General features: G+C 69.7%; 24 protein-coding genes and 3 pseudogenes. 11 read left to right on the top strand and 16 right to left on the bottom strand.

Annotated features, from left to right (window positions below):
• The first annotated feature begins 163 nt into the window (after positions 1–163).
• A complete protein-coding gene (locus ACXAHD_RS21520; protein WP_281551815.1) occupies positions 164–550 on the top strand; it encodes a chorismate mutase in 387 nt (128 codons plus the stop codon).
• 131 nt (positions 551–681) lie between these two features.
• Here the strand turns inward: ACXAHD_RS21520 and ACXAHD_RS21515 are convergent, their stop codons facing one another.
• The 7 genes from ACXAHD_RS21515 to ACXAHD_RS21485 form a co-directional block, all read right to left on the bottom strand.
• Positions 682–1,692 (bottom strand): ABC transporter ATP-binding protein, encoded by a 1,011-nt coding sequence (locus ACXAHD_RS21515; protein ID WP_281551816.1) that lies wholly within the window; start codon positions 1,690–1,692, stop codon positions 682–684.
• Positions 1,685–2,728: an ABC transporter ATP-binding protein gene (locus ACXAHD_RS21510; protein WP_281567251.1), complete on the bottom strand. Its 1,044-nt coding sequence runs from the start codon at positions 2,726–2,728 to the stop codon at positions 1,685–1,687. The genes ACXAHD_RS21515 and ACXAHD_RS21510 overlap by 8 nt, the downstream gene beginning before the upstream one ends.
• A gap of 8 nt (positions 2,729–2,736) precedes the next feature.
• The gene (locus ACXAHD_RS21505; RefSeq protein WP_348650037.1) at positions 2,737–3,675 is read right to left on the bottom strand and encodes an ABC transporter permease; all 939 of its coding nucleotides are present in this window, start codon (positions 3,673–3,675) and stop codon (positions 2,737–2,739) included.
• Positions 3,676–3,746: 71 nt separating this feature from the next.
• Positions 3,747–4,757: an ABC transporter permease gene (locus ACXAHD_RS21500; RefSeq protein WP_289211369.1), complete on the bottom strand. Its 1,011-nt coding sequence runs from the start codon at positions 4,755–4,757 to the stop codon at positions 3,747–3,749.
• Positions 4,758–4,862: 105 nt separating this feature from the next.
• The gene (locus ACXAHD_RS21495; RefSeq protein ID WP_281551819.1) at positions 4,863–6,464 is read right to left on the bottom strand and encodes a peptide ABC transporter substrate-binding protein; all 1,602 of its coding nucleotides are present in this window, start codon (positions 6,462–6,464) and stop codon (positions 4,863–4,865) included.
• Between the two features lie 458 nt (positions 6,465–6,922).
• The gene (locus ACXAHD_RS21490; protein WP_281551820.1) at positions 6,923–7,630 is read right to left on the bottom strand and encodes a LuxR C-terminal-related transcriptional regulator; all 708 of its coding nucleotides are present in this window, start codon (positions 7,628–7,630) and stop codon (positions 6,923–6,925) included.
• Entirely contained in the window at positions 7,623–8,885 is a 1,263-nt protein-coding gene (locus tag ACXAHD_RS21485; RefSeq protein WP_281555720.1) for an ATP-binding protein, read from the bottom strand. Before ACXAHD_RS21485 ends, ACXAHD_RS21490 begins: the two co-directional genes overlap by 8 nt.
• 244 nt (positions 8,886–9,129) lie before the next feature.
• Between ACXAHD_RS21485 and ACXAHD_RS21480 the strand changes: the two genes are divergently transcribed.
• The 3 genes from ACXAHD_RS21480 (at position 9,130) to ACXAHD_RS21470 (ending at position 12,387) form a co-directional block, all read left to right on the top strand.
• Positions 9,130–10,728 carry a PspC domain-containing protein gene (locus ACXAHD_RS21480; protein WP_475052746.1) on the top strand — a complete coding sequence of 533 codons (1,599 nt, stop codon included), beginning with the start codon at positions 9,130–9,132 and terminating at the stop codon, positions 10,726–10,728.
• Complete coding sequence (locus ACXAHD_RS21475; RefSeq protein ID WP_281551822.1) at positions 10,725–11,057, top strand: hypothetical protein; 333 nt, start codon at positions 10,725–10,727, stop codon at positions 11,055–11,057. Before ACXAHD_RS21480 ends, ACXAHD_RS21475 begins: the two co-directional genes overlap by 4 nt.
• Before the next feature lie 76 nt (positions 11,058–11,133).
• Entirely contained in the window at positions 11,134–12,387 is a 1,254-nt protein-coding gene (locus ACXAHD_RS21470) for a phosphatidylserine decarboxylase (protein ID WP_281551823.1), read from the top strand.
• Positions 12,388–12,429: 42 nt separating this feature from the next.
• Here the strand turns inward: ACXAHD_RS21470 and ACXAHD_RS21465 are convergent, their stop codons facing one another.
• From ACXAHD_RS21465 to ACXAHD_RS21445, 5 genes and pseudogenes are all read right to left on the bottom strand, one after another.
• Positions 12,430–13,488, bottom strand: coding sequence for a CDP-alcohol phosphatidyltransferase family protein (locus tag ACXAHD_RS21465; RefSeq protein WP_281551824.1), 1,059 nt, complete (start codon positions 13,486–13,488; stop codon positions 12,430–12,432).
• A gap of 253 nt (positions 13,489–13,741) precedes the next feature.
• A complete protein-coding gene (locus tag ACXAHD_RS21460; RefSeq protein ID WP_281567249.1) occupies positions 13,742–14,686 on the bottom strand; it encodes an NUDIX hydrolase in 945 nt (314 codons plus the stop codon).
• A 276-nt stretch (positions 14,687–14,962) separates the two neighbouring features.
• Positions 14,963–16,516, bottom strand: coding sequence for a glutamine-hydrolyzing GMP synthase (gene guaA / locus ACXAHD_RS21455; protein WP_281551826.1), 1,554 nt, complete (start codon positions 16,514–16,516; stop codon positions 14,963–14,965).
• Between the two features lie 57 nt (positions 16,517–16,573).
• Positions 16,574–16,818 (bottom strand): annotated as a pseudogene (locus ACXAHD_RS21450) (GMC oxidoreductase); the annotation flags it as partial.
• Positions 16,819–16,862: 44 nt separating this feature from the next.
• Complete coding sequence (locus ACXAHD_RS21445; protein WP_281551827.1) at positions 16,863–17,096, bottom strand: helix-turn-helix domain-containing protein; 234 nt, start codon at positions 17,094–17,096, stop codon at positions 16,863–16,865.
• A gap of 132 nt (positions 17,097–17,228) precedes the next feature.
• Here ACXAHD_RS21445 and tnpA point away from each other — a divergent pair, with 132 nt between their 5' ends.
• Entirely contained in the window at positions 17,229–17,465 is a 237-nt protein-coding gene (gene tnpA / locus ACXAHD_RS21440) for an IS200/IS605 family transposase (protein ID WP_475052757.1), read from the top strand.
• Here the strand turns inward: tnpA and ACXAHD_RS21435 are convergent.
• A pseudogene (locus ACXAHD_RS21435) lies at positions 17,456–17,539 on the bottom strand (FAD-binding protein); the annotation flags it as partial. The gene tnpA and the pseudogene ACXAHD_RS21435 overlap by 10 nt on opposite strands.
• 120 nt (positions 17,540–17,659) lie before the next feature.
• On the opposite strand from ACXAHD_RS21435, the gene ACXAHD_RS21430 reads away from it, so the two are divergent.
• Both ACXAHD_RS21430 and ACXAHD_RS21425 read left to right on the top strand, forming a co-directional pair.
• Positions 17,660–17,899 (top strand): hypothetical protein, encoded by a 240-nt coding sequence (locus ACXAHD_RS21430; RefSeq protein WP_281551828.1) that lies wholly within the window; start codon positions 17,660–17,662, stop codon positions 17,897–17,899.
• Positions 17,889–18,194, top strand: coding sequence for a type II toxin-antitoxin system PemK/MazF family toxin (locus ACXAHD_RS21425; RefSeq protein WP_289211373.1), 306 nt, complete (start codon positions 17,889–17,891; stop codon positions 18,192–18,194). Before ACXAHD_RS21430 ends, ACXAHD_RS21425 begins: the two co-directional genes overlap by 11 nt.
• A gap of 25 nt (positions 18,195–18,219) precedes the next feature.
• On the opposite strand, the gene ACXAHD_RS21420 is transcribed toward ACXAHD_RS21425, so the two are convergent.
• Positions 18,220–18,627, bottom strand: coding sequence for a GntR family transcriptional regulator (locus tag ACXAHD_RS21420; RefSeq protein WP_281551830.1), 408 nt, complete (start codon positions 18,625–18,627; stop codon positions 18,220–18,222).
• Complete coding sequence (locus tag ACXAHD_RS21415; RefSeq protein WP_475052739.1) at positions 18,624–19,400, bottom strand: hypothetical protein; 777 nt, start codon at positions 19,398–19,400, stop codon at positions 18,624–18,626. Before ACXAHD_RS21415 ends, ACXAHD_RS21420 begins: the two co-directional genes overlap by 4 nt.
• Before the next feature lie 331 nt (positions 19,401–19,731).
• Here ACXAHD_RS21415 and ACXAHD_RS21410 point away from each other — a divergent pair, with 331 nt between their 5' ends.
• The 4 genes and pseudogenes from ACXAHD_RS21410 to ACXAHD_RS21395 form a co-directional block, all read left to right on the top strand.
• The gene (locus tag ACXAHD_RS21410; protein ID WP_281555721.1) at positions 19,732–20,649 is read left to right on the top strand and encodes a sulfotransferase domain-containing protein; all 918 of its coding nucleotides are present in this window, start codon (positions 19,732–19,734) and stop codon (positions 20,647–20,649) included.
• Between the two features lie 88 nt (positions 20,650–20,737).
• Positions 20,738–21,736, top strand: coding sequence for a DUF5954 family protein (locus tag ACXAHD_RS21405; RefSeq protein ID WP_281551832.1), 999 nt, complete (start codon positions 20,738–20,740; stop codon positions 21,734–21,736).
• A gap of 117 nt (positions 21,737–21,853) precedes the next feature.
• Positions 21,854–22,351 carry a cellulose binding domain-containing protein gene (locus tag ACXAHD_RS21400; protein ID WP_475052737.1) on the top strand — a complete coding sequence of 166 codons (498 nt, stop codon included), beginning with the start codon at positions 21,854–21,856 and terminating at the stop codon, positions 22,349–22,351.
• Between the two features lie 13 nt (positions 22,352–22,364).
• Positions 22,365–22,613: pseudogene (locus tag ACXAHD_RS21395) on the top strand (non-reducing end alpha-L-arabinofuranosidase family hydrolase); the annotation flags it as partial.
• Positions 22,614–22,681: 68 nt separating this feature from the next.
• On the opposite strand, the gene ACXAHD_RS21390 reads toward ACXAHD_RS21395, so the two are convergent.
• The gene (locus ACXAHD_RS21390; protein WP_475052753.1) at positions 22,682–23,821 is read right to left on the bottom strand and encodes a M1 family metallopeptidase; all 1,140 of its coding nucleotides are present in this window, start codon (positions 23,819–23,821) and stop codon (positions 22,682–22,684) included.
• Positions 23,822–23,880: the final 59 nt, after the last annotated feature.

Raw genomic sequence — 23,880 nt, 5'->3', positions numbered from 1 at the left:
CCCGAGGCGTTTTTTTCTCTTGGCTCTGTCCTGGGGTTTTCGTCTTTCGTTCCCCTCCCCCCCCCCCCCCCCCCCCCCCCCCCCCCCCCCCCCCCCCTCCCCCCCCCCACTTCGCGTTCCGGGTTCCGCGTCCACCGGGGCCGGACAGTCCAGGAGGCAGGACATGGGGACCAACGCCGTTGCGCACACCGCCGACAGCAGCGCGACGCCACCGGCCGGCACCGCTGAGGAGGCGGGCCAGTCTGGCGCGACCGGCCCGGCAGGGCGATCCGACGGTCGTCACCAGACCGGGACGGACGCGCCGGAGGCGGCCGACCGTATCCTGGCCATCCGAAACAGGATCAACGAGATCGACGACGCGCTGATCGCGCTCTGGCAGGAACGGGCCGAGCTGTCGCGGCAGGTGGGCGCGGTCCGGATCGCCTCGGGCGGCACCCGGCTGGTGCTCTCCCGGGAACGTGAGATTGTCGACCGCTACCGGTCTGAACTGGGTGCCGACGGCACCCAGTTGGCGCTGCTGGTGCTGCGGGCCGGCCGCGGCCCACTGTGATCACCGGCCCGGCCGTCACCTCAGCCAGCCGGCGCTCGATTCAGCCGGGCGGAACGCACGAGGGCGGCCAGCCGGCCCGCTCCCACCATGCGTCAACGTGATGCGAGGCGACGAGCGGGCCGGCGCCCGGACTACTCGGTGACGTGCACGACGTCGCGCACCTCGGCGAAGTGGCAGGCGCTGGGGTGCGCCGACGTCTCCCGTACCGTCAGGGTCGGTTCCTCGGCGGCGCAGATGTCCTGTGCCTTCCAGCAGCGGGTCCGGAACCGGCAGCCCGACGGCGGGTCGGCCGGTGACGGCACGTCGCCTTCCAGCACGATCTGGTCCCGCAGGCCGCGCACCGTCGGGTCGGGCAGCGGGACCGCGGAGAGCAACGCCTGGGTGTACGGGTGGGTCGGCCGCTCGTAGATCTCCTCCTCGGTGCCGATCTCCGCGATCTTGCCGAGGTACATCACACCGACCCGGTGTGCGATGTGCCGCACCACCGACAGGTCGTGGGCGATGAAGATGTACGACAGCCCCAGTTCCTTCTGCAGCTGCTCCAGCAGGTTGATCACCTGCGCCTGGATCGACACGTCCAGCGCGGAGACCGGCTCGTCGCAGAGGATGATCTCCGGGCGCAGCGCCAGCGCCCGGGCGATGCCGATCCGCTGCCGCTGCCCGCCGGAGAACTGGTGCGGGTAGCGGTTGATGTGGTCCGGGTTGAGGCCGACCAGCTCCAACAGCTCCTGGACGCGGCGGCTACGGTCGCTCTTCGGCGCCACGTCCGGGTGGATCTCGAACGGCTCGCCGATCAGGTCACCGACCGTCATCCGCGGGTTCAGCGAAGTGTACGGGTCCTGCATCACCAGCTGGATGTTGCGCCGGGCCCGGCGCATCTCGGCGCCGCTGCGGCCGGCCACGTCCGCGCCGTGCACCATGATCGAACCGGACGACGGGGTCTCCAACCCGACAAGCAGCTTGGCCAGGGTGGACTTGCCGCAGCCGGACTCGCCGACGATGCCGAGCGTCTCGCCCCGGTGCAGCTGGAGGCTGATCCCGTCCACCGCGCGGACCGCGCCGATCTGCCTCTTGAACAGGATGCCCTGGGTCAGCGGGAAGTGCTTGACCAGATCCTTGGTCTCCAGGACAACGTCACTCATCGCCCTTGACCTCCTTCCAGAAGTGGCAGGCGGAGGTCCGGCTCGGCGTTAGCGCGAACCGGGGCGGCTCCGGGTCGGCCCGGCAGACATCCTGCGCGTACCGGCAGCGCGGGTTGAACGAGCAGCCGGCCGGGATGTTCGTCAGCGCGGGCGGCAGGCCCTTGATGACGTTCAGCTCCTGGCCTTTGAGGTCGATCCGGGGGATCGATTCCAGCAGCGCCTTGGTGTACGGGTGCGCCGGCGAGGCGTAGATGTCCCGCACCGGCGCCTCCTCGACGACCCGACCGGCGTACATGACCGAGATCCGGTCGGCGACGTCGGCCACCACCCCCATGTCGTGGGTGATCAGCACCAGGCCCATGTTGCGTTCCCGCTGCAGCTCCGCGAGCAAAGCCATCACCTGGGCCTGGACGGTGACGTCGAGCGCGGTGGTCGGCTCGTCGGCGATCAGCACCTCGGGGTCGAGAGCCAGCGCCATCGCGATCATCACCCGCTGGCGCATGCCACCGGAGAACTGGTGCGGGAAGTCGCCGACCCGCTGTTTGGCCGCCGGGATCTTCACCAGGTCGAGCAGCTCGACCGCCCGTGCCTTCCCGTCGGCCCGGGACATCCCCCGGTGCTTGCGGAACAGCTCGGAGAGCTGGAAGCCGACGGTGAACACCGGGTTCAACGCCGACAGCGCGTCCTGGAAGATCATCGCGATCCGGTTGGCCCGGATCTTGCGCCGCTGCGACTCGGGCAGCTTGAGCAGGTCCACGCCCCGATACTTGATCTCGCCGCCGGTGACGAACCCGGGCGGCGAGTCGATGATGCCCATGATCGCCTGGGCGGTGACGCTCTTGCCGCAACCGGACTCACCCAGGATGGCCAGGGTCTCGCCGGCCTGCAACGAGAAGCTCACCCCGTTGACCGCGCGGGCGATGCCGTTGCGGGTGCGGAACTCGACCTGCAGGTCGTTGACCTCCAGCGGCGGTGCGCTGGCGTCGAGGCCGGGCAGCGCGTCGATGGTGGCGGTGATGTCTCTGTCTGTCGCCATGGCTCACCTCACCGCAGCTTCGGGTCGAGGGCGTCACGCAGGGCGTCGCCCATGAGGATGAAGGAGAGCACCGTGCCGACCAGCAGCCCGCACGGGAAGAGCAGCAGCCACGGGTGGTCCAGGAAGTAGACCTGGTGCTGGGAGATCATGATCCCCCAGGACTCCTCCGGTGGCTGCAGACCGACACCGAGGTAGGTCAGCGTCGCCTCGGCGGAGACGAACGCGCCCAGGGTGATCGTCGCGTAGACGACCATCGGTGCGATCGCGTTCGGCAGGATGTGCCGGAACATCAGTCGACCGTGCCCGGCCCCCATCGCCTTGGCCGCCTGCACGTAGTCCAGGCCCTTGGAGGAGAGCACGCTGCCGCGCATGATCCGGGCGATGGTGGTCCAGCCGAGCACGATCAGGACGGCGGCCAGCGTCCAGACGTTCTGCTGCTTGATCACGGTCAGGAAGACGATCGCACCGAGCAGGAACGGCAGCGAGAAGAAGATGTCGGTGATCCGCGAGATGATCGCGTCCACCCAGCCGCCGAAGTAGCCGGCGAGCAGCCCGGCGGTGCCGCCGAGCAGGACGATGCCCAGCGTGGCGAAGATCGCGATCTGCAGCGACGGCCGGGCCCCGTGGATGGCGTGCGAGTAGTAGTCGCAGCCCAGGTTGTTGAACCCGAACGGGTGCTCCCAGCTGGGCGCGATCCGGGTCCGCTGGACGTCGCAGGCGCGCGGGTCCTGCCGGGTCCACAGGGTGGGGAAGGCGGCCATCGACGCGACCAGCAGCACGTAGATCGACGCGGCGATGAAGACCGGGTCGCGCAGCAGTTGCCGCCGGGCGTCGGCCCACAGGCTGGCGTTGCGTTCGGTGGTGGCCGCGGCCGGGGCCGGTTCGGGTGGCGGTGGTGCCACCTCGGTGCCGCCGGCGGGGGCCGTGGGATGGGTCGGGTCACTCATGGTGGCACCTCGCTACGCTCGGTCCGCCGTGGATCAGCACGGCACCGGGCCAGATGTTCGGTCCATTGTGATCACTCATAGCGGATCCTCGGATCGAGGACCGCGTAAAGCAGGTCCACCAGCAGGTTCACCAGCAGGAAGACCATGACCAGCATGGTCACCACACCGATCGCCACCGAGGCTTCACCGGAGGTGGCGGCCTGGGCGACCAACGATCCGATACCACGTACGTTGAAGATCCGCTCGGTGACCACCGCGCCGCCCATCAGCGAGCCGATGTCGACACCGAGGTACGTGATCACCGGGATGAGCGAGTTGCGCAGTGTGTGCACGCCGATGACCCGCCGGTTCGCCAGACCCTTGGCCTTGGCGGTACGCACGTAGTCGGCCCGGACGTTCTCCATGATGCTGGTCCGGGTGAGCCGGGCGGTGGTGGCCAGGGAGACCGCGCCGAGCACCATGCCGGGGATGACCAGGCTGGCGGTCGGGTAGTCGGCGATGAACCCGGCGCCGAAGACGCCTCGCGAGATCAGTTCCGGTATCCAGTCCTGCCCGCGCAGGACGTTGCCGAACTCGACGCCGACGTACTGGCGGACCACGACGCCGAGGACGAAGATCGGCACGGAGATGACGAAGACCGTGGAGATCTTGACCAGGTAGTCCCAGAAGCTGCCGTTACGCAGACCGGCCAGGACGCCGGCGAAGATGCCGATGACCGCCTCGAAGACGATGGCGATGAGCACCAGCTTGAGGGTGTGCGGCAGGGCCCGGGAGACGAGCTCGGTGACCGGCTCCTGCTGCAGGTTGATGCCGAAGTCGAAGCGCAGGAAGATGTCCTGCAGGCGGTCGAGGAACAGACCGAAGCACGGGTTGCCCGGCTGCTCCAGGCAGGGGTCGCCGAAGCCGAGCTTCTCGGTCATGGCGGCGAGCTGAGCTTCTGTCGGCTTGCGGTCGCCGAAGATCGCCCGGACCGGGTTGCCGCTGAACTGGATGCCCAGCGACGTGACGTAGTGCAGTAGGAACATGGTGCCCAGCACGGTGGGGATGAACTGGAGCAACCGTCGGATGACGTAGCGCCCCATCTGGGGGGTCTCCTCTCGGCGCTAAACGTGGCGGCAACAGGCCCCCTCGTGGGAGTTCCCGTTGCCGCCACGTCGCGTTACGACTTGATCAGTCAGACTCGCAGGTCAGGAGTTCTTCAGAGTGATCTTGCCGTACTCAGCGTCCGAGATCTTGTTCCAGTGGAATTCGTCGACGTTCTCGCCGTACAGCGCAGCGATCTTGCTGAACCACATCGGGATGACCGGCATGTCCTCCACGATGAGGTCCTCGGCCTGGTTGTAGAACGGGATGGCCGCCTCGAGGTCCGCCGCGGCGTCGCCCTGGGCGATCAGCGCGTCGAAGTCGGGGTTGTTGTAGCCGGACGCGTTGCTGTCCGAACCGGAGCCGTAGAGCGGGTAGAGGTAGGTCTCGACCACCGGGTAGTCCGGGCCCCAGCCGAGCCGGAACGGACCGGTGAACTCCTTCTCGTCGGCGGTCGCCAGGTACTCGGGGAACTGCAGGTTGACCTTCAGCTCGTAGTCGATGCCCAGCGCGGCCTTCAGCTGGTCGCCGACCGCCTGCAGCCACTGCTCGTGACCGGCACCGGCGTTGGCCCACAGCACCAGCGGCTCGCCGTCCCAGCCGCCGGCCTCTTCCAGCAGCTCCTTGGCCCGCTCGACGTCCTGGGTGCAGTACTCGCAGACACCCGGGCGGTAGCCGTCGAAGGTCGGCGCCACAACGCCCTCAGCGGGGGTGAACCGGCCGTCGAAGACGGCGTCGATGATGCCCTGCCGGTCGACCGCGAGCGAGAAGGCCTGCCGGACCCGCTTGTCGGCGAAGCGCTCGTCGTAGGTCGGGAAGCCGACGTAGGTGAAGCTGTCGCCGGGGGCCTCGTACATCCGGTCGCCGTACTGCTGCTTGGCCTCCTGGTACCGCGCCGGCGGGATGGTGTACATCACGTCCAGCTCGCCGGACTGGAAGGCGGCGTAGCCGGCGTCCACATCGGCGTAGATCTTGTAGTCCAGGACGTCGGCCGCGCCCTTCTCCTCACCGGCCCAGGTCTCGCTGCGCGCCAACTGGATCCGCTGGTCGTGCTCCCAGCTGCCCTCGATCTTGTACGGACCGTTGCCGATCGGGGTCTCGTTGCAGGCGTCGGTGTCCTCGAGGCAGGCCTCGGCCATCGGGAAGAACCCGGAGTAGCCGACGATCGCCGGGAAGCCGGCGAACGGCTCCTTCAGCTCGACGGTGAAGGTCAGCTCGTCGACCTTGGCCAGGCCGGAGAGCTCCTCGGCCGCCGGCTCCTCGCCGCTGACCTCGTCGATGCCGACGATGCGCTTCATGAAGTAGGCGTTGTTCTGGGCGTTGGGCCCGTACGCCGTGTAGTTCCACGCCCGGATGAAGGCGTCGGCGTTGACCGGCTCACCGTTGTCGAAGGTGTAGCCGTCCTTGAGCGTGACCGTCCAGGTCTTGTTGTCCTCGGACTCGATCGACTCGGCGAGGTCGTTCTCCGGCTCACCGGTCTCGGCGTTGTACTTGACCAGACCACGGTAGAGCTGGCGGATGACCAGGATGGACGGCTCGTCGTCACCAGCGGACGGCAGCAGGAACGCCGGCTCCGAGGCGTAGATGCGAAGCGTACCGCCGGAGTTGTTGTTCTCCGTGGTGTCTTCGCCGTCGCTACTGCAAGCGGTGGCGAACAGAGCGATGGCGGTCGCTGCGACCGCCACCTTTAGGGTTTTCCCACGCATGGGAGAGCCTCCTCAGGGCGCTCACGGGGGGGTTGTGAGGTGACTGACACTGTGACACCAGGTAGCCCGTTGCGTGAAGGTGCCGTTATCAAGGTGATACGCGGACGGGACGGCCCCGATACTCCGGTCAAGATCACTCAACCGTCGCTCAGACCCGCCCTGACCTGGGCATCCGACCACTGTACAACCCTTATTACCGCAGAGTAGGAAAGCCCTCGTGTGACCTTCCCCGCGACCCCTCCATCACGTTCGGATGTTAAGTCAATACGATTAGTCACCACTTGTCCGAGGTGCCCGGATGCCGGATTGGCGGCAATTGCCGGCTTGTAACCTCAGGGTTAACACCGGTCCGCAGCAGACGCATCGCGAGCCCACAACCAGGCCCGCCATGATCGACACCGGACGGATCGCCAACCAGGTTCCCACCATCCGGGAGATAGAGCAAGTCCGCTGGTCGGTCAGATGAGCCGGCGGTCCGCCGCCCATCTGGACAGTTCGTACCGGTTCGACATCTGCAGCTTGCGCAGCACGTTCGAGACGTGGGTCTCCACCGTCTTGATCGAGATGAACAGCTCCTTGGCGATCTCCTTGTAGGCGTAGCCCCGGGCGAGTAGCCGCAGCACCTCCCGCTCCCGGTTGGTCAGCTGGTCCAGCTCCGGATCCACCACCGGCGCGTCCGGCCGGGCGGCGAACGCGTCCAGCACGAACCCGGCCAGCCGGGGGCTGAACACCGCATCCCCGTCGGCCACCCGTTGGATCGCCGCCGCCAGATCGTCCGGTGAGATCGTCTTTGTCACGTAGCCACGTGCGCCGGCCCGGATCAGCCCGATCACGTCCTCCGCCGCGTCCGAGACGCTCAGCGCCAGGAACCGCACCGACGGCCGCGCCACGCCCGAGCCCCGCAGCACCGCGTCCAGCACCGCCCGTCCCCCACCATCAGGCATGTGTACGTCGAGCAGCACCACGTCGGGGCCGACCGCGGCGATCCCGCTGACCGCCTCGGCCACCGTGCTCGCCTCGCCCACCACATCCACGTGGGCGCCGAGTTCGGCGCGGACCCCGGTACGGAACATCGCATGGTCGTCGACCAGGAATACCCGCAACCGCCGTCCGTCCGGCTGCCCCGGTGCCCCACCCGCCGCCGGCTGGCTGGTCGGTTCACTCATGTCGGCCATCCTCTCCAGGCTGTCGGCTCTCCGGCCCAGGCCGCCGGCTCTCCGGCCCGACCGGCAGCGTCAGCCGGACCTCGGTACCCGAGCCCGGCGTACTAATGATCTCGGCTCGACCGCCGTGCCGGCGCATCCGGCCGACGATCGAGCCGCGCACCCCGTGCCGGTGGTCCCCCACCCGGGTCGGGTCAAAGCCCGCGCCCCGGTCCCGGACGAAGACGCTGAGCTGCTCCGGCTCCACCTCCGCGTACAGCGACACAGTCTGCACCCCGGCGTGACGCGCCGCGTTGACCAGCGCCTCCCGGGTCGCCGCCACCAGCGCGCCAACCCGCTCGTCGGTGCCCCGGTCGCCCACCACAACGGCCTCGACGGACAATCCGAAAGTGTCTTCCACCTCGGCCGCGACCTGCTCCAACGCCGCCGCGAACCGCTCGGTCGGCGAGGCGGTCGGCTTGTAGAGCCAGTTCCGCAGCGTCCGCTCCTGCCCCCGGGCCAGCCGCTGCACGGTCTTCGGGTCGGCGGCGTTGCGCTGGATCAGCGCCAAGGTGTGCAGCACCTGGTCGTGGATCATCGCGGCAAGCTCGGCCCGCTCCTGCTCCCGGACCCGGCCCTCCCGCTCGGTGCGCAACTGGTTGAACGTCCGCCACAGCACCGGGGCGGTGACCACCCCGACGCCAGCGAGACCGACCAGGGCGAAGATGACGCCGTTGATGACGGCGGCGAAGTCGCCCCGGGGCGAATACACCGCCACCACCCCGATCACGCCGACCGCCACCAGCAGCCCGCCGCCGATGAACCGCAGCAGGAAGGCCCGGCGGTCGCTCTCGTCGACCACCGCGCCCAGCCACGGCACCTGTGGCAGGGTCTCCCGCCAGGCCCGCCGGCGCTCCGGTGCCGACTGGTGCCAGATGATCCCGGTCCCGACCGCGATGACCGCCACCAGCCAGCCGGCGGTGGCACTCACTCCACTGGATTCGAAGACCAGCACCTGGATCAAGATGACGCCGAGGCCGATCGCCACGAACGGCAGTAGTTCGCCCAGGTCGCGACGCTTCGGGGGCCCAACGGTCGCAGGTGGCACCACCGCCCAGAACGCCGCGTAGAGCAGCACCCCGAGGCCGCTGAACCCGATCAGTACGACGAACGCCACCCGTACGCCGACCACCGGCAGTCGCAGGTGGTGGGCGATCCCGGCGGCGACTCCGGCGACCACCCGCTGCTCGCGACTGCGATACAGACGTGGCGGCTCGATCGCGGTAGTGATCGCTGCCTCCTCGGCGGGTGGGACGTGGACGGTCTGACGGCCGATTCCGGCCGGCGGCGCCCGGCGGCGGTGACTTCGGCCGGTGGATACCGGCCGGTGGATTCGATCGTCACACGGCGACGACCCGCGCGACCACGGGGACGTCCCGGACAGCCACCGTCTGGAAAGTCAGGGTGGCTTCAGGGTCGATTCCCGAGGCAGGTCGGGCAGCCGGACACGGAGGATCACAAGTATGACCGACGACCCGACCAAGCCAGGTGGACCGGCGCAGCCACCCGACCCAGCGACCGAACCGGCACAGCCACCCGACCCAGCGGACGAGTCGACGCAGCCACCCGACCAGGCAACGGGGCCGGCAGGGGCGGCCAGTCCAGCGGGCGAGTCGGCCGGCGGGACCGCGTCGGCCCCGCCGACGGACCCCCCCACCACCGGGTACGGCTGGCAGCCACCGCCTCCGCAGGCCGAGGCCCTCGCCTCGCGGTACGGGTTGATCAGGCCGCGTCAGGGCCGGTACCTGGCCGGGGTGTGCGGAGCCATCGGCCGGGCCACCAACACCGACCCGGTTCTGTGGCGGGTGCTGCTGGCGGTGCTCGGCTTCTTCGGCGGTATCGGCATCCTGGTGTATCTGGTGGTGTGGCTGGCCACCCCGAGTGAGGGGGACAGCACCTCGCCGGTGGAAGGGCTGCTTGGCCGGGGCCGGTCGAGTACTTCACCGGTCACCGTCCTGGTGATCGGCATCCTCGCCGCTGTCATGTTCGGCTTCATCGTGACCGACGGGTTCCGGGCCGTCCTGCTCGGTTCGGCGGTGCTGATCGGCGGCGTGTTGCTGCTCAACCGCAGTCTCCGGGAGGACGGTCCGCGACCGGCTGGACCCCCGGCGCCGCCACCGCCGGGATACGGCCCACCGGCCGCGTACAGCCCACCGCCACCGGCCGGGTACGGTCCGCCGCCACCGGCGGGATACGGTCCGCCGCCACCGGCGGGATACGGTCCGCCGCCACCGGCGGGATACGGTCCGCCGCCGTACGGGCCGGTAGCGGGAGCGGCGCTAGCGGCCGCACCGGTCGCCGCCGGCCAGCCGGCAGCCCTCGGGGGCTACCGGGCACCATTCGCGCCCTACGGCCCGTACGCGGGTCGTAGCGGGCCACCGGGGCAGTTTCCCCCGCCACCTCCGGTCCCACCGCACCCGGTGCCACCGCCACCGTCGGTCGCGCCACGGCCCCGTAAGGAACGGTCCCGGCTGGGCACCATCACATTTTCGATGATCTTCGTGGTGCTCGGGCTGGTCACCGCGCTCGACCTGACCGACCTGGCGCCCACGCCACCCTCGGCCTACTTCGCGGCGGTACTCGCCACGATCGCGGTCGGGCTGCTGGTCGGGGCCTGGATCGGCCGGGCCCGCTGGCTCATCGCGCTGGGTCTGACGGCTGCCGCAGCGGTCGGTGTCTCCAGCCTCGCCGAGTCGGCCAAGGAGGCCGCATCGGAGCCGATGGTGTGGAAACCGGCCACCTACGGCCAGGTGGATTCGCGTTACCAGGCAACGTTCGGCGACGCCGTGCTGGACCTGCGCAACGTGGACTTCACCGACCGGCAGAAGGACGTGACGGTCTCGCTGTCGTTCGGCAAACTTCGCGTCTACCTGCCGGACGAGGTCGACGTACGGACCGAGACCGACATGAACGCCGGTAACGCGTCCGTGCTCGGACACCGCTGGGACGGCTTCGAGCAGGGCCGCCGCATCGTGGAGGACCTCGGATCGGACGGTACCGGCGGCGGCGAACTCACCCTGCGGATCGAAATCAACGCCGGCGACCTGGAGGTCATCCGATGAAACGGCACCGCACCGACGGCGTCTCCCTCACCTTCGGCCTGATCTTCCTCCTGATCGCCGGTTGGTGGCTGATCGCCCAGTCAGTCGACGTACCGCTGCCCCGGGTCGGCTGGATCGTCGCCGGCGGGCTGATCCTGCTCGGCGTACTCGGGTTGGTGGGCGCGTTGCGGTCCGGCCGCAGCGAACCGCCCCCCGGCACCGCTGGCCAGGCCCACGGGCCGGCGGAAGCCGACGCCTCCGCGCCCGCCGGGCCGACGTCCGCCGGGCCGACGTCCGATGCCCCGACGTCTGCCGAGCCGGCCACCCGGCCCAGCGGATCGGGTGGTTGACGGCCCGCTGCAGCCCACCGGTGGTGCACCTATGCTGGGTCCGCGTCCCACCATTGCCGCGAGGAGCCCGTCCGCCATGTCCGACACCCCCGTACCAGTCACTTCCGTGCTTCGTGCCCGCGCCGACGTCGGCGACCGCGCCGCCCGGGCGCTGACCGCCGAACTCGCCCGGGACAACGCGGCGAAGCACGTCCTGCTGGTCGAGGTGGCCCCGGGATCGATGCTGGTCGACGCCGCCATCGACGCACTGCTACCCGGCGACACGATGACCGTGGTGCCGGCCAGCGTCGACCAGACGGCACAGCTGCGGGCGGAGATCGCCGGCCACGGCCCGTGGGTCGACGAACGGGTCCGGGTGATCGAGACGGCGTCGGCCGCCGACCCGGCCGACCTGCTCATCATCGGGACCGTCCTCACCGGCAGTGGTGAGCAGGCCCGCGTCATGATCGACGGCTACGGCAAGTACCTCACCGAAGGCGCCGTGCTGTCCGTGGCCGTCGCTGCGCTGCCGGGCGGCACCTCGGGTGCGGCCGCCGAACTGGACCGGCAGGTGGCGCTCTTCGGCGTCGGCAGTGACCTGGTGCTGCGCAACGTCCCGCCGCTGCGGGTGCACCGGCTGCGGTTCACCCCGGCGCCGGTCGACCGGGCCGCCAAGCTGGGGCCGGCGTTCCGGACGAGCAGCGTGCCGCTGACCCGGGGGATGCACATCGATTCCAGCGGCGTGGCCGCCGCCGGGATCGCCCTCGGGCTGGCCGCGGCGACCCGGCTGGCCCGGCCGAAGAGCCGGCTCTGGCTGCTGCCGGCGTTGGCCGCCGGCCCGGTCGCCGCGTTCTTCCGCGATCCGCAACGCGACGTTCCGGAGGATCCGACCGCCGTGGTCGCGGCGAGCGACGGCCGGGTGCTGTCGGTGGAGCGGGTGCACGACGAACGGCTCGGTGCCACCGGGTTCCTGCGGATCGCGGTCTTCCTCTCGGTGCTCGACGTGCACGTCAACCGCAGCCCGGTGGCCGGCCGGGTGGTCGACCACTTCGTCACCGACGGCGGTTTCGCCGCCGCGATGAAGCCGGCCGCCGAGCACAACGTCGCCGCGTACACGGTGCTGGAGACCGCTCGGGGCCGGGTGGTGGTCGCGCAGCGTACCGGAATGGTGGCCCGACGGATCGCGCACCGCGCCCCGGTCGGCAGTCTGCTCGCCAAGGGTGAGCGGTTCGGGCTGATCAGGTTCGGTTCACGCACCGACGTCTACCTGCCGGCGGACGCCGCCGAGGCGCTGGTCGGGCCGGGTGACCGGGTGGCCGGTGGCAGCTCGGTGATCGCCCGCTGGCGCTGACCCCCAGAGCCGGCCGGTCGGGGCCGGGCCGGTGGCTGAGGGTCAGGTGGCCCGCCGCTGGTGCAGCCAGAGCACCGGCCCGCTCACCAGGTAGGCCAGCACGGTCAGGCCGAAGGTCAGCCGCGCGTCGATCAACGCGCCGACCACCGGCACGACCCACAGCCACGGCGGCAGCTTGATCAGCCGGGCCAGCTTCGCGTACGGGAAGCTGGAGATCATCGCGAAGGCCAGCAGCGCCACGACCGCCAGCTGCGCACCGCCGGGGATCGGGACGTCGATCAGCACGCCGAGACCGAGGACGGCGGCGGCCAGCGTGGTCGGTACGCCGGTGAAGAACCGGCCGTCGCACGGCGACACGTTGAACCGGGCCAGCCGGATCGCTGCGCAGCCGGCGACCAGGGCGCAGGCGACCGCCGCGGCGGTGGTGGAGACCGAGCCGGCCAGCGAGGCGTAGACGACGACCGGGGCGGCCAGCCCGAACGAGCACATGTCGGCGAGTGAGTCCATCTGCGCGCCGAACGGGCTCGCCACCCCGAGCCGGCGGGCCAGCGCCCCGTCGAGTCCGTCGAAGACCACGCAGGCGATCAGGCAGGCCGCAGCCGGGCGTACGTCGCCTTCCATCGCCAGGAAGATGGCGGTGAGGCCGAGCGTGAGGCTGGCCAGCGTAGTCGAGTTGACCAGCACGAAGCCGGCCCGCCGGGCCGCCGTCGGGGTGCCGGGCAGCAGCGGTACGGCAGCCGGCGGCAGCTCTCCGGGCCGGCTGTCCGCCGTGGCGGTGTGGTCGTCGGGGGCGATCGGGCGGTCCTCGACACCGGTGGCAGGTGCCGGACCGACCGGACCGACCGCCGGGCTGAGCGGAGCGATCGCGGCGATCTCGGCCGCCGTCAGCGGGTCAACCCGGTACCGTCCGACGGAGTCCGCCGACCGCCGGCCGAAACGGAGCCGGTCGCTGCCGCTGCGGCCGACCCGCACCAGCAGGACCTGGCGGGCCAGGCTGCCACTACGACGAAGCGGACCGGTCCATCGACGGCCCGCCCATTGACGTCCTGCCGGCCGGGGACTGTCAGTCGTACGCCGCCGCCGCCACGGGGCTCTCGCCACGGATCCCTCCATCATCGGTCGGTCGCCCGGCGCAAGTTTGTGCCGGACGCCCGATTATGCGGCCTACACCATTGCACAGCCGACGCGGGATGGCGAGAGATCAGTCTGAGTTATGCCGGTTCGTCCGGGCCAAACCGGTCACCTGCTCACGGCGATGCGCTTGCTTCAGCAAGCGGTGCTAGCTGAAGCAAGCATCGACGACAGCCTTCCCAGCGGTGCCGCCGAGCGTCGGAGGGCACCGCCAGGGTCGGGGTCAGACCAGCCGGGCGGCTCCGACCGCCTCGGCGGTCACCTCGGTCAGCTCCGACCGGATGGCAGCCAGATCCGTCCGAGCGAACCAGCGGGCCTCCGAGGTCGACCCACCGATGTCAGTGACGATCGGCAGCGACGGGCGGTCCACCTCCACCTGGTAGAAGGCGCGCACCCCGTGCCAGTCGATCGGGTAGCCCTCCGGACCGAGCGAGGCCGCGTCCCGGTGGCTGGCCACGCCGAGCAGCCGGACCAGCCTGCCACGCTGGCCGGTCTCCTCGACCAGCTCTCGGATCAGCGCCGTGCCAGGCTGTTCGCCGTAGTCGGTGCCACCGCCGGGCAGATGCCACCGACCGGCACCCGGGTAGCCGGGCGCGATCCGGGTCAGCAGGACCCGCCGAGCCGGATCGGTGGCGACCGCGTACGCGGCGAACCGTTGCGCCCGGTGCAGCCCGTCCGGCCCCGGTACGGCGTAGAACGACGGGAAGTCGGGAGCGGTGTCCGGGCGCAGGTCGATCGTCTCCGGCGGCAGGCCGAGGGCACTGGCGGTGAACGGACGCAGCGGCAGTTGCTTCGCCTCGTCCAGACTGCACCACCGGGCGAGGTCGGTAGGCTGGTTGATCCGGTGGCAGATCTGCCCGCCACGGATCGACGCATCGTAGATCAACCGGTCGGTGTGCAGGGTGATTCCGCGCCGAGGAAGGGAGCGCATGTCGGCAAGCACGTCACGCAACCCGGTGATCGCGACCGAAATGCCGGTTTCCGCGGCGGTCTCCCGGACCACGGTGTGGTTGGGATCCTCCCCGTGGTCCACCGCTCCTCCCGGCAGCGACCACACCCCGGGTGTACCAGAGCGCGGAGAGGCGCGGACCAGCAGAACCCGGTCCTCCGAATCGGCACAGACAGCGTATGCCGCGATCCTGCGAAGCGGCTCTAGGGCGGGAGTCACGAGTCCGAATTCTGCCCGCAAGTGGCCAGTCGGCGCGGACGACTGTCAGATTGGCGACAGTATTCTAGGTAACTACTTGACTACCTAGAGCCGCATTCCGGGACGGATCAGGGTATTGATCCGGGGGGTCACCGAGGTCGCCGAGGACCGCCGCGTGGACCGTTGAAGCATGACGACCTCCCAGAACCCCACAGCTCAGGCCCCGTACAAGCAACTCCGGCGACCCACCACGGACCGGATGATCGCCCCTCGGCCACCACCGGCTGACCGGTCAGTTCACTCCCACTCGATGGTGCCCGGCGGCTTGCTGGTCACGTCCAGCACCACCCGGTTCACTTCGGGCACCTCATTGGTGATCCGGGTGGAGATCCGGCCGATCACCTCGTACGGCAGCCGGGACCAGTCGGCAGTCATGGCGTCCTCACTGGACACCGGACGCAGCACCACCGGGTGGCCGTAGCTGCGCCCGTCGCCCTGCACCCCGACGCTGCGCACGTCGGCCAGCAGCACCACCGGAAACTGCCAGACGTCGCGGTCCAGCCCGGCGGCGGTCAGCTCCTCGCGGGCGATCAGATCGGCGGCGCGCAGCAGGTCCAGCCGCTGCCGGTCGACCGCGCCGATGATCCGGATCGCCAGCCCCGGGCCGGGGAACGGGTGCCGCCAGACCATCGCCTCCGGCAGCCCGAGTTGCAGGCCGAGCGCCCGCACCTCGTCCTTGAACAACGTGCGCAGCGGCTCGACCAGGGCGAACTGCAGGTCGTCCGGCAGCCCGCCGACGTTGTGGTGCGACTTGATGTTGGCGGTGCCGGTGCCGCCACCGGACTCCACCACGTCCGGGTAGAGGGTGCCCTGCACCAGGAACTCGACGTCACCGGCGGCGGCCACCTCGCGGGCCGCCGCCTCGAAGACCCGGATGAACTCCCGACCGATGATCTTGCGCTTCTGCTCCGGGTCGGTCACCCCGGCCAGCGCGCCGAGGAACTGGTCGGTGGCGTCGACCACCTTCAACTTGATCCCGGTCGCGGCGACGTAGTCCGACTCGACCTGCTCGGCCTCCCCTGCCCGCAGCAGCCCGTGGTCGACGAAGACACAGGTCAACTGGTCGCCGACAGCCCGGTGCACCAACGCGGCGGCGACCGCCGAGTCGACTCCGCCGGACAGCCCGCAGATGACCTCCTTGGCACCGACCTGCTCGCGGATCCGGGCCACCTGCTCGTCGATGATGTTCTGCGGCGTCCAGGTCGGCTCGATGCCGGCGATGTCGTACAGGAAGCGGGTCAGCATCAGCTGGCCGTGCGCGGTGTGCCCCACCTCCGGGTGGAACTGCACCCCGGCCCGCCGGCCGGCGAGATCCTCGAACGCGGCGACCGGCGCCCCGGCCGAGCCGGCGGTGACCGTGAACCCTTCCGGCGCGGCGGTCACGCAGTCACCGTGACTCATCCACACCGGGATCTCGGTCGGCAGCTCCCGCAGCAGCACTCCGGCCTCGGGACGGGCGGCCAGCGGGGTGCCGCCGTACTCCCGGTTGCCGGTGTGCGCCACCGTGCCGCCGAGCGCCAGCGCCATCGCCTGGAAGCCGTAGCAGATGCCGAAGACCGGCACCCCACCGTCGAACAGCTTCGGGTCGACCTGCGGGGCACCGTCGGCGTAGACGCTGGCCGGGCCGCCGGACAGGATGATCGCGGCCGGCTCCTTGGCCATCATCTCGGCCACCGGCATGTCGTGCGGGACGATCTCCGAGTAGACCTTGGCCTCGCGCACCCGACGGGCGATCAGCTGGGCGTACTGGGCTCCGAAGTCCACCACCAGGACCGGACGCGGCGTGCTCATGCTCCGGAGCCTACCGACCGTCGCCGAACCGTCCCGACGATGGTTCAGGGTCGCGGCTCAGCTCGCCGGGGGGCGGCGGTCCGGCTCGCCCTTGACCGGCCAGTGGGCCATCGCCCGCTCGGCGAGCGCGACGATGGTCAGCGACGGGTTCACCCCCCGGTTGGCCGGCGCCGCCGCGCCGTCGACCACGTACAGGCCCAGACAACCGAAAACCCGGTGGTACGCGTCGACGACGCCGTCGGAGCGGCTGGCGCCGATCACCGCCCGCCCAGGATGTGCGCGGTCAAAGGTGCGGTACGCGGTGTTCAGGTCCGCGAGGGCCTGCTGCAACACCACCGCCGACACCTCACCCAGCCACGCCCAGCCACGCCCGCTCCGGAGTCGCCTTGGCCCGCGTGATGACCCGCCTGGACAGCTCGGCGTCCGACACGTACGGCAGACCCTGCTCGTGGGCGGTCCGCCGGGCGCGCAGCCCGTCGTTGAACACCACCCGGGCGCATCCGAACGCCTTCGCCAGCGTGATCTGCTGGCCGGGCGTCGGATAGACCCGGAACTGGTACCGGAGCTGCACGAACCACACGACACCATATTGGTCTACGCCAGAAGTCGAAGGTGTCCGTACCGGCAGGCACTGCGTCGTCGCGATGCACGTCCACTTGGTTTCGTGACGAGGTTCCGGCACCCGGTGTTCGCCGACCGGCACCTGACCCGCATGAAACAGATCATGCGGGACGTGTGCACGGACTTCGAGGCCGAACTGGTCGAGTTCAACGGCGGCCACAACCACGTCCACCTGCTGGTCGACCACCCACCCGAAGTCGCCGTTTCCCGCCTGGTCAACTCACTCAAGGGCGTCCCGCCGCGCCGCCTCCGGCAGGAGTTCCCCGACCTCGCACGCCACTACCACCGGGCCAACAAGCTCTGGTCGGGCTCGTACTTCACCGAGTAGCCCTTTTCGGCGAGCCGCAGAGCGGCGACGCTGCCGCCGAACCCGGAGCCGATCACGACCACGTCGTACCGCATCCGGCCATCATTACCGACCGGTAACCGCTGCACCACCAGCCGCTAGCGGATCGGCAAGCAGCCGAAGGAAGTAGACCTGAGTTGTAGATGACAAGTAGCCCGATACGTAGACTTCTCTGCATGGCGACGACGACGATCCGGGTCAGCACGGCCACTCGCGACCGGCTGATGCGGACCCGCACGGAAGAGTTCGGTGACGCGCCGATTGACGAGGTCATCACGCGGCTTCTCGATGAGCACGCCGACCAGGCGCTGAGGGCAAGGATGCGGGCCGACGCGGAGCACGCTCGTGGCGACATCGACGACCTCGCGGAGGTTCGCCGGGTACAGGCTGAGATGGACGAGCTCAGTGCGTGGTGACGTTTACCGGCTGCGCGCACCCCGCAATGAGCAAAAAGGAGCGCGGTACGCCGTGGTGGTGCAGTCCGACGATCTCAACCTGTCCACGATCATCGTCGCTCCTACCTCCGCCTCAACCCACCCGTACGTGTTCCGGCCCGAGGTCACCGTGCGCGGCGAGCCAACCCGACTCATGCTGGACCAACTGCGTGCCGTCGACGTCGAAAAGGCGATCGGCGAGCGCGTCGGCCGGCTGAGCCCGGCCGAGATGGTCGAGGTCAACCGGCTGCTACGCGCCGTTCTCGACATCCTTTGAGCCGGCCCAACTCCTGGACGGCAGACTACCGGACCTGCGCGTCGGGGTCCTGCGTCGAAGCCTCCAGCGCTCGGGCGACCGCCGAGCTGATCTGGCTGTCGTCCACGCCGAGTTGACGCGTCTCGCGGACGAACGCGGCAGCGTGGTGACGCAGCATCTCATCCGGACCGGGCCCGGCGGGCTGCGCGGCTGCGACCCGGGTGCCGCCGCCACGCCGGGAGGTCACCAACCCGGCCGCCTCGAGCTCGCGGTACGTACGGGCCACCGTACCGGCGGCCAACCCCAGGTCGGCGGCGAGCTGGCGGACGGGCGGGAGGCGGTCGCCGGGGGCCAGCGCGCGGTACCGGATCAGTTCGACCAACTGACGGCGTAGTTGTTCGTAGGGCGGCGTGGGATCACCGGTGACCACCGTCAACGCAAGACGATCGGTCATCGCGTCCGCACCGGTGAATCGGCCCGGTCCGTGGGCAGCAGGACTGCAGCCGCACACCAGGCCCCCATCGCGAGCGCTGCCGGTGCCAGCGCGAGCAGCACCCAGCCTGTGACGGTCCACCAGGTAGGCGCGCAGGACGTGCCGAGCAGGACGTTGGCCGCCGTCAGGCTGACCCCGGCGAGCGGGATGGCGACGAGGATGCCGACCGCGCCGGTGACGACGTGGGCCGCGCGTCTGCGCAGCACGTCGTCGACTGCCGCATCGCCGGTACTCCCGGACCGCGGTCGCCGGACGATGGCGCGCAGGGCGAGGCACGCCATCAGTAGACCGACCAGCACGACGACCGCCAGCCCGCCGGTGTAGAAAGAGCCCGGCCACGGGCCGCGGCTCTCGTACAGGCCGGCCGCGCAATGCCGGATGAGCGCCCGTCCCGGGCGACCCATGTCGTCGGGGTCACCGGCCGTCGTCGTCGCGGCGAGCAGGATGAGGAGCACCCCGCCGGCCACCCCCACCACCCCGCCGAGGCGGCGCGGCAGGTAGTCGCGGATCCGGCGGACCTCGACGGCGGCGGTCCGGGTCGGCCCACGTGGTGGCCGTACCGTGAGCTCCCCGGCGAGTACGCCGACGAGCGTGCAGAGCCCAAGCAGGGGTGCCGCCACTAGCAGCCCCACGCCGAGGTCCCCCGATCGCGCGGCGATCACGCCGACGACAGCCCCGACCGCCACTCCGGCCCAGCGCAGCGCGGCGGTGCGCCGGGCGATCGACCTGGTCATGAGTTTCCCCGCTTGTGTCAAGCATGCAGTACAAGCAGAGTGAACCAAGGCGCCCATTTGTGTCAACTACTTGCTACAAACGAGCCGAGCCGCGCACCCGGTTCGGCATCGACCTCCGCCGCCTACTCCTGGGTCGGCACGCTCAGCAAGGGGAGTCTCACGGGCGGCTCGGAGGTTGACCGAACGGTCCACGTCCATCATCATCTCAGACTGAGGTGCGTACTATCATCTCAGGCCGAGATGCGCATCATCCGCTGACGTGCGTCGTCCACTTCGGGCAGAGATCCGCTGCGGGCAGGAACAGGCTGCGGGCAGAGACAGGGCTAGAACACTGATCAAACAGACCTTCACCTTCGCCAAGCACCACACGCCCAGCAACCTGCGGGTAGCGGTGCGGTGGACGATGCTCGAGACGCGGATCGCGAGAAGCCGGCTGACGATCCCGGTGGTCGCCCGCTGCGAATACGACAACATCTACCACTGCACGGTCCGCAAGACGGGCAGCCAGTGGGTGAAGGCCATCCTCAGCGACCCGGTCGTGTATCAGTACTCCGGCCTGCTGCCCTTCGATCAGCGGGTCCACCGGCGGCGTTACCCTGACGCCATTCCGCCCGGCCGGGTCGCATCGTCGCTCTTCGTCGGCTACAAACGCTTCGAAGCGATCCCCAAGCCGGAGAAGTACCGGGCCTTCTTCGTGATGCGGGACCCGCGCGACATCGTCGTCTCCAGTTACTTCTCGCTGCGGAACTCGCACACCCCGATGGGTGACGTCCTGCACCATCGGAAGATCCTCAAAGAGAAGCCGCGCAAGGAAGGCCTCCTCTACATCATCAACCACCTCGCGGAGAAGAACCTCTTCTCCGCGCTGCGGTCGTGGGTGGTCGCACCCAGCGCCGAGACGTTCCGCCTCTTCCGGTACGAGGATCTGACCGGTGAGCGACAGGCGGACGAGGTGGAAGAGTTGATGCGGCACTGTGGGATTGCCCTGCCTCCGGCCGAGTTGGCGGCGCTGCTCGACCGGCACGGGTTCTCCCGGATGCGCAAGAATCGCCTGGAAACCGGGCCGACGGCGCACTACCGCAAGGGCAAGGCCGGCGACTGGCTCAACCATTTCGACGACGACATCTACGAGGCATTCGTCGCGACGACCGGCAATCTCGTCGAGCTCTGCGGGTACCCCAGCCGAGACGAGGCGCGTGCTGCCCTGGACCCGAATGGTCAGCAGAGCCTGGACCCGAACGGCCAGTAGGGCCACACCGATACGGATCGACCGTGGTGCGGGCCGATCCCGGCGGGGCGGGGCTGCGGTCCAGCGATTGAGCCATCACAATGCGTACATGGTCTATGACGCCAACCAGGTGCCTGAGCACCTGTTGATCAGGATCGAGCATCGGGACGACCCGGTATCGGCGGTTTCCGAGGACGACGCCCGCAACCGTGCGGCCGCCTATCCGAAGATCATGTGGGGTGCCCCGATCTACGGCTCCGCCCAGGAGGTGAACGGTCGGTGGCGAATTTTACGGCTGAACGCCGACAGCCCGCAGGATGCCCGTGACAGCCTCGCGTCCCACTTCCGGCGGCTGCACAGTGAGACACCGCAGACCCCCGAGCACGCCGCCGAGCGGGCAGAGTACGAAGCGGTGTACGAGCTGCTGGACTGGGAGGCGGTCGACGAACTGACCGTCAACGGTTCCCGCTACCGGATCATCCGAGCCCAGCCGTTCATCCGGATGGGCGCGGACGGGCCGGAGCCACCCCGGCCGACCGACCCGGACCCGTACCCGCCGGGCCAGACGATGCGGAACACGTCGCAGTTGGACGGATTCGTCATTGACCCGGCCGCCGGCACCGGACTGACCAACGGACTCGTCCGGATGGAGATGGTCTCCGCCTCCTACCATCCGAGAGCTGTCCCAGGGGACGTGCACGCCGATTCCCGGCTGGCGGTGACCACGCATCCGAACGTGGTGTTGCTCCCGGTCGGCTTCACCGTCGGAGAGTGCGTCGCTGGCAGATGGCGGCCGCGGTCGTCCACCACCTACGCTACGCCGCAGGACGCTCGGGACGCGGAGTCGTTCTCGATTTCCGACGTCGGGGTCAAGCTGGACGACGACACCCCGGTGGAGGAGTTCATGGCCGCGTACGAGCGGGCCCGCGCGGCGCACCGGCCGCCGCGCACCGACGACTTCGAGTTGAAGGGCGTCCGGTGCCGGGTGACCCGGGTGGAGACATTCGTCCGGGTCGGCCCGGACGGCCCGGAGGGCCCCCGTCCGTCGGACCCCGACTCGCACCTGCCCCCGGCGCGCCTCATGCAGGAACCCGACGTCCCAGCATAGACATGGGTTGATGTAGTGGGAACGCTCCCGTAACGTACCCGGCACGGATGTTAACGCTCACCTAACACTGACCTGCGCACAGAGTGCCAGATCACCGTCCTGCTGGGAGAGTGCTAAATGATCAAATCGAGAACAACCAGAGCCGGCCTGGCGTCGGCCGGGGCCGCGTTGCTGGCTTCGCCCGCGCTCGCCGTGGGGGCACCGTCCGGTTCCGCCGCGGCGGGCTGCTCGGTCAACTACGCGGTGTCGTCCCAGTGGCCAGGCGGGTTCGGCGCCCGCGTGACCATCACCAACCTCGGTGATCCACTGACCAGTTGGACGCTGACGTGGTCGTTCGGCGCCGGGCAGACGGTGACGCAGGCCTGGAACACGTCACTGACCCAGAGCGACTCGGCGGTGAGCGCCAGCAACGTCAGCTACCGGAACGCGGGCCAGTGCTCCGGCCTTCAGACCGGGGGTGAAGGCCCGCGCTGGGGGGGCCGCCAGGGCCCGAGCAGTGCTCTAACCTGGACGGTTCTGCTGCTCGATGTGCTGCTTCACGATGCTCGGTGGCGCGCCGCCGACGGAGCCGGCGAAGTACGAGCCCGACCAGAGAGTTTGTTGGCCCGGTGGTAGTGGCGTGCGAGGCACCAACCTCGGCGGCACCTGGACCCCGAACGCCACCAGCGAGAACAACCCCTTCGCCGGCAAAGCCAACAGCGGCGCCACCTGGACCAACGACATCAGCCACGGCGAACTCATCCGCACCAACCCCGACCAGACCATGACCATCGACCCCTGCAACCTCCAAATGCTCTACCAGGGACGCTCCCCCAACTCCGGCGGCGACTACGGCCTCCTGCCCTACCGCCCCGGCGTCCTCACCCTCCAACGGTGACCGAAGCCCACACCACACCATGACAAGGCGGGCACGGCATCCACGCCGGGCCCGCCACGCACTACCAGTCAGGGCTTGGCCGGGGCGGTGTCGCCGAACAGCCAGGCATCGAAGAATTCCCGCAGCGGCTGCCCGGAGACCCGCTCGGCGACCGTGACGAACTCCTCGGTGCTGGCGTTGCCGTTGCGTCGCTCGGCCGTCCAGGTGCGGAGCAGGCGGAAAAACGCGTCGTCGCCGATGGTCAACCGCAACGCGTGCACGGTCAGCCCGCCCCGCTTGTACACCGACTGGCTGAAGATCCCCGCCGGGCCGGGGTCACCGGCCGGACTCGCCCAGTCGATCCGGTCGTACCCGCGGTCGAACATCTCGTCGACGGTGGCCGCACCGTCGTGCTCGGACCACAGCCATTCCGCGTACGTCGCGAAACCCTCGTTGAGCCACATGTCCCGCCAGTGCCGGATCGACACGCTGTTGCCGAACCACTGGTGGGCCAGCTCGTGGGCGACCACCCAGGTGACCGGTCCGGAGTCGAAGAACACGTCGCCGTACACCGGCCGGGACTGGGTCTCCAGGGCGTAGCGGATCCGGTCGTCGTTCACCACCACGCCGCCGTACGCGTCGACCGGGTACGGGCCGAACACCGTCTCCAGATAGTCGGCGATCTCGCCGGTGCGGGCCATCGCCTGCTCGGCCGGGCCGCCTTCCGGCAGGTCGGCGGAGACGGCGGTCACCATCGGCCGGCCGGCATGGGTGCCACGCTCCACCCGGTAGTCGCCGATCACCACAGTGGTCAGATAACTGGCCACTGGGGTGGACTCCGACCAGGTCCAGGTGGTCCAGCCGTCGTCGCTGCGGGTCGGCCCCGGTACGCCGACGCTCAGCGCAGCCAGCCCGTCCGGGACGGTGATCTCGATGTCGAAGGTTGCCTTGTCCAGCGGGTGGTCGTTGACCGGGAACCAGGTGCTGGCCGACTCGGGTTGGCCGAGCGCGATCGCCCCGTCGTCGGTCACGTGAAAGCCGCCCACGCCGAGGTCCGGGCTGGTCAGCGGCTCGGGCCGGCCACCATAGTCGACGACCACGGTGAACTGCGTACCGTCGGTCAGGCCGGTGGTCGGGGTCACGACCAGTTCGTTGCCGTCGCGGCTGTGTTCGGCCGGGGTGGGGTTGAAAAGAGACCCACCGAACAACAAACACAAAAAAACACAAATGTAACCGGAAAAGAGCGCCAGAGGAAGGGGGGGGGGCTGGGATGTGTAGGCTAGCAGCG

The sequence above is a fragment of the Micromonospora sp. ABR4_055 genome (assembly GCF_056160425.1).
The sequence above is the reverse complement of the archived record's forward strand: the minus strand, read 5'-3'. Positions and strand labels throughout refer to the sequence as shown.

Bases quoted from the DNA above. Each gene is read 5' to 3' on its own strand.
- ACXAHD_RS21490 (WP_281551820.1), bottom strand. From the start codon at position 7,630: ATGAGTGAACCGACCAGCCAGCCGGCGGCGGGTGGGGCACCGGGGCAG.
- ACXAHD_RS21495 (WP_281551819.1), bottom strand. From the start codon at position 6,464: ATGCGTGGGAAAACCCTAAAGGTGGCGGTCGCAGCGACCGCCATCGCT.
- ACXAHD_RS21415 (WP_475052739.1), bottom strand. From the start codon at position 19,400: ATGACCAGGTCGATCGCCCGGCGCACCGCCGCGCTGCGCTGGGCCGGA.
- guaA (WP_281551826.1), bottom strand. From the start codon at position 16,516: ATGAGCACGCCGCGTCCGGTCCTGGTGGTGGACTTCGGAGCCCAGTAC.
- tnpA (WP_475052757.1), top strand. From the start codon at position 17,229: ATGAAACAGATCATGCGGGACGTGTGCACGGACTTCGAGGCCGAACTG.
- ACXAHD_RS21430 (WP_281551828.1), top strand. From the start codon at position 17,660: ATGGCGACGACGACGATCCGGGTCAGCACGGCCACTCGCGACCGGCTG.
- ACXAHD_RS21400 (WP_475052737.1), top strand. From the start codon at position 21,854: ATGATCAAATCGAGAACAACCAGAGCCGGCCTGGCGTCGGCCGGGGCC.
- ACXAHD_RS21500 (WP_289211369.1), bottom strand. From the start codon at position 4,757: ATGGGGCGCTACGTCATCCGACGGTTGCTCCAGTTCATCCCCACCGTG.
- ACXAHD_RS21405 (WP_281551832.1), top strand. From the start codon at position 20,738: ATGGTCTATGACGCCAACCAGGTGCCTGAGCACCTGTTGATCAGGATC.
- ACXAHD_RS21510 (WP_281567251.1), bottom strand. From the start codon at position 2,728: ATGGCGACAGACAGAGACATCACCGCCACCATCGACGCGCTGCCCGGC.
- ACXAHD_RS21515 (WP_281551816.1), bottom strand. From the start codon at position 1,692: ATGAGTGACGTTGTCCTGGAGACCAAGGATCTGGTCAAGCACTTCCCG.
- ACXAHD_RS21520 (WP_281551815.1), top strand. From the start codon at position 164: ATGGGGACCAACGCCGTTGCGCACACCGCCGACAGCAGCGCGACGCCA.
- ACXAHD_RS21470 (WP_281551823.1), top strand. From the start codon at position 11,134: ATGTCCGACACCCCCGTACCAGTCACTTCCGTGCTTCGTGCCCGCGCC.
- ACXAHD_RS21475 (WP_281551822.1), top strand. From the start codon at position 10,725: ATGAAACGGCACCGCACCGACGGCGTCTCCCTCACCTTCGGCCTGATC.
- ACXAHD_RS21505 (WP_348650037.1), bottom strand. From the start codon at position 3,675: ATGAGTGACCCGACCCATCCCACGGCCCCCGCCGGCGGCACCGAGGTG.
- ACXAHD_RS21420 (WP_281551830.1), bottom strand. From the start codon at position 18,627: ATGACCGATCGTCTTGCGTTGACGGTGGTCACCGGTGATCCCACGCCG.
- ACXAHD_RS21480 (WP_475052746.1), top strand. From the start codon at position 9,130: ATGACCGACGACCCGACCAAGCCAGGTGGACCGGCGCAGCCACCCGAC.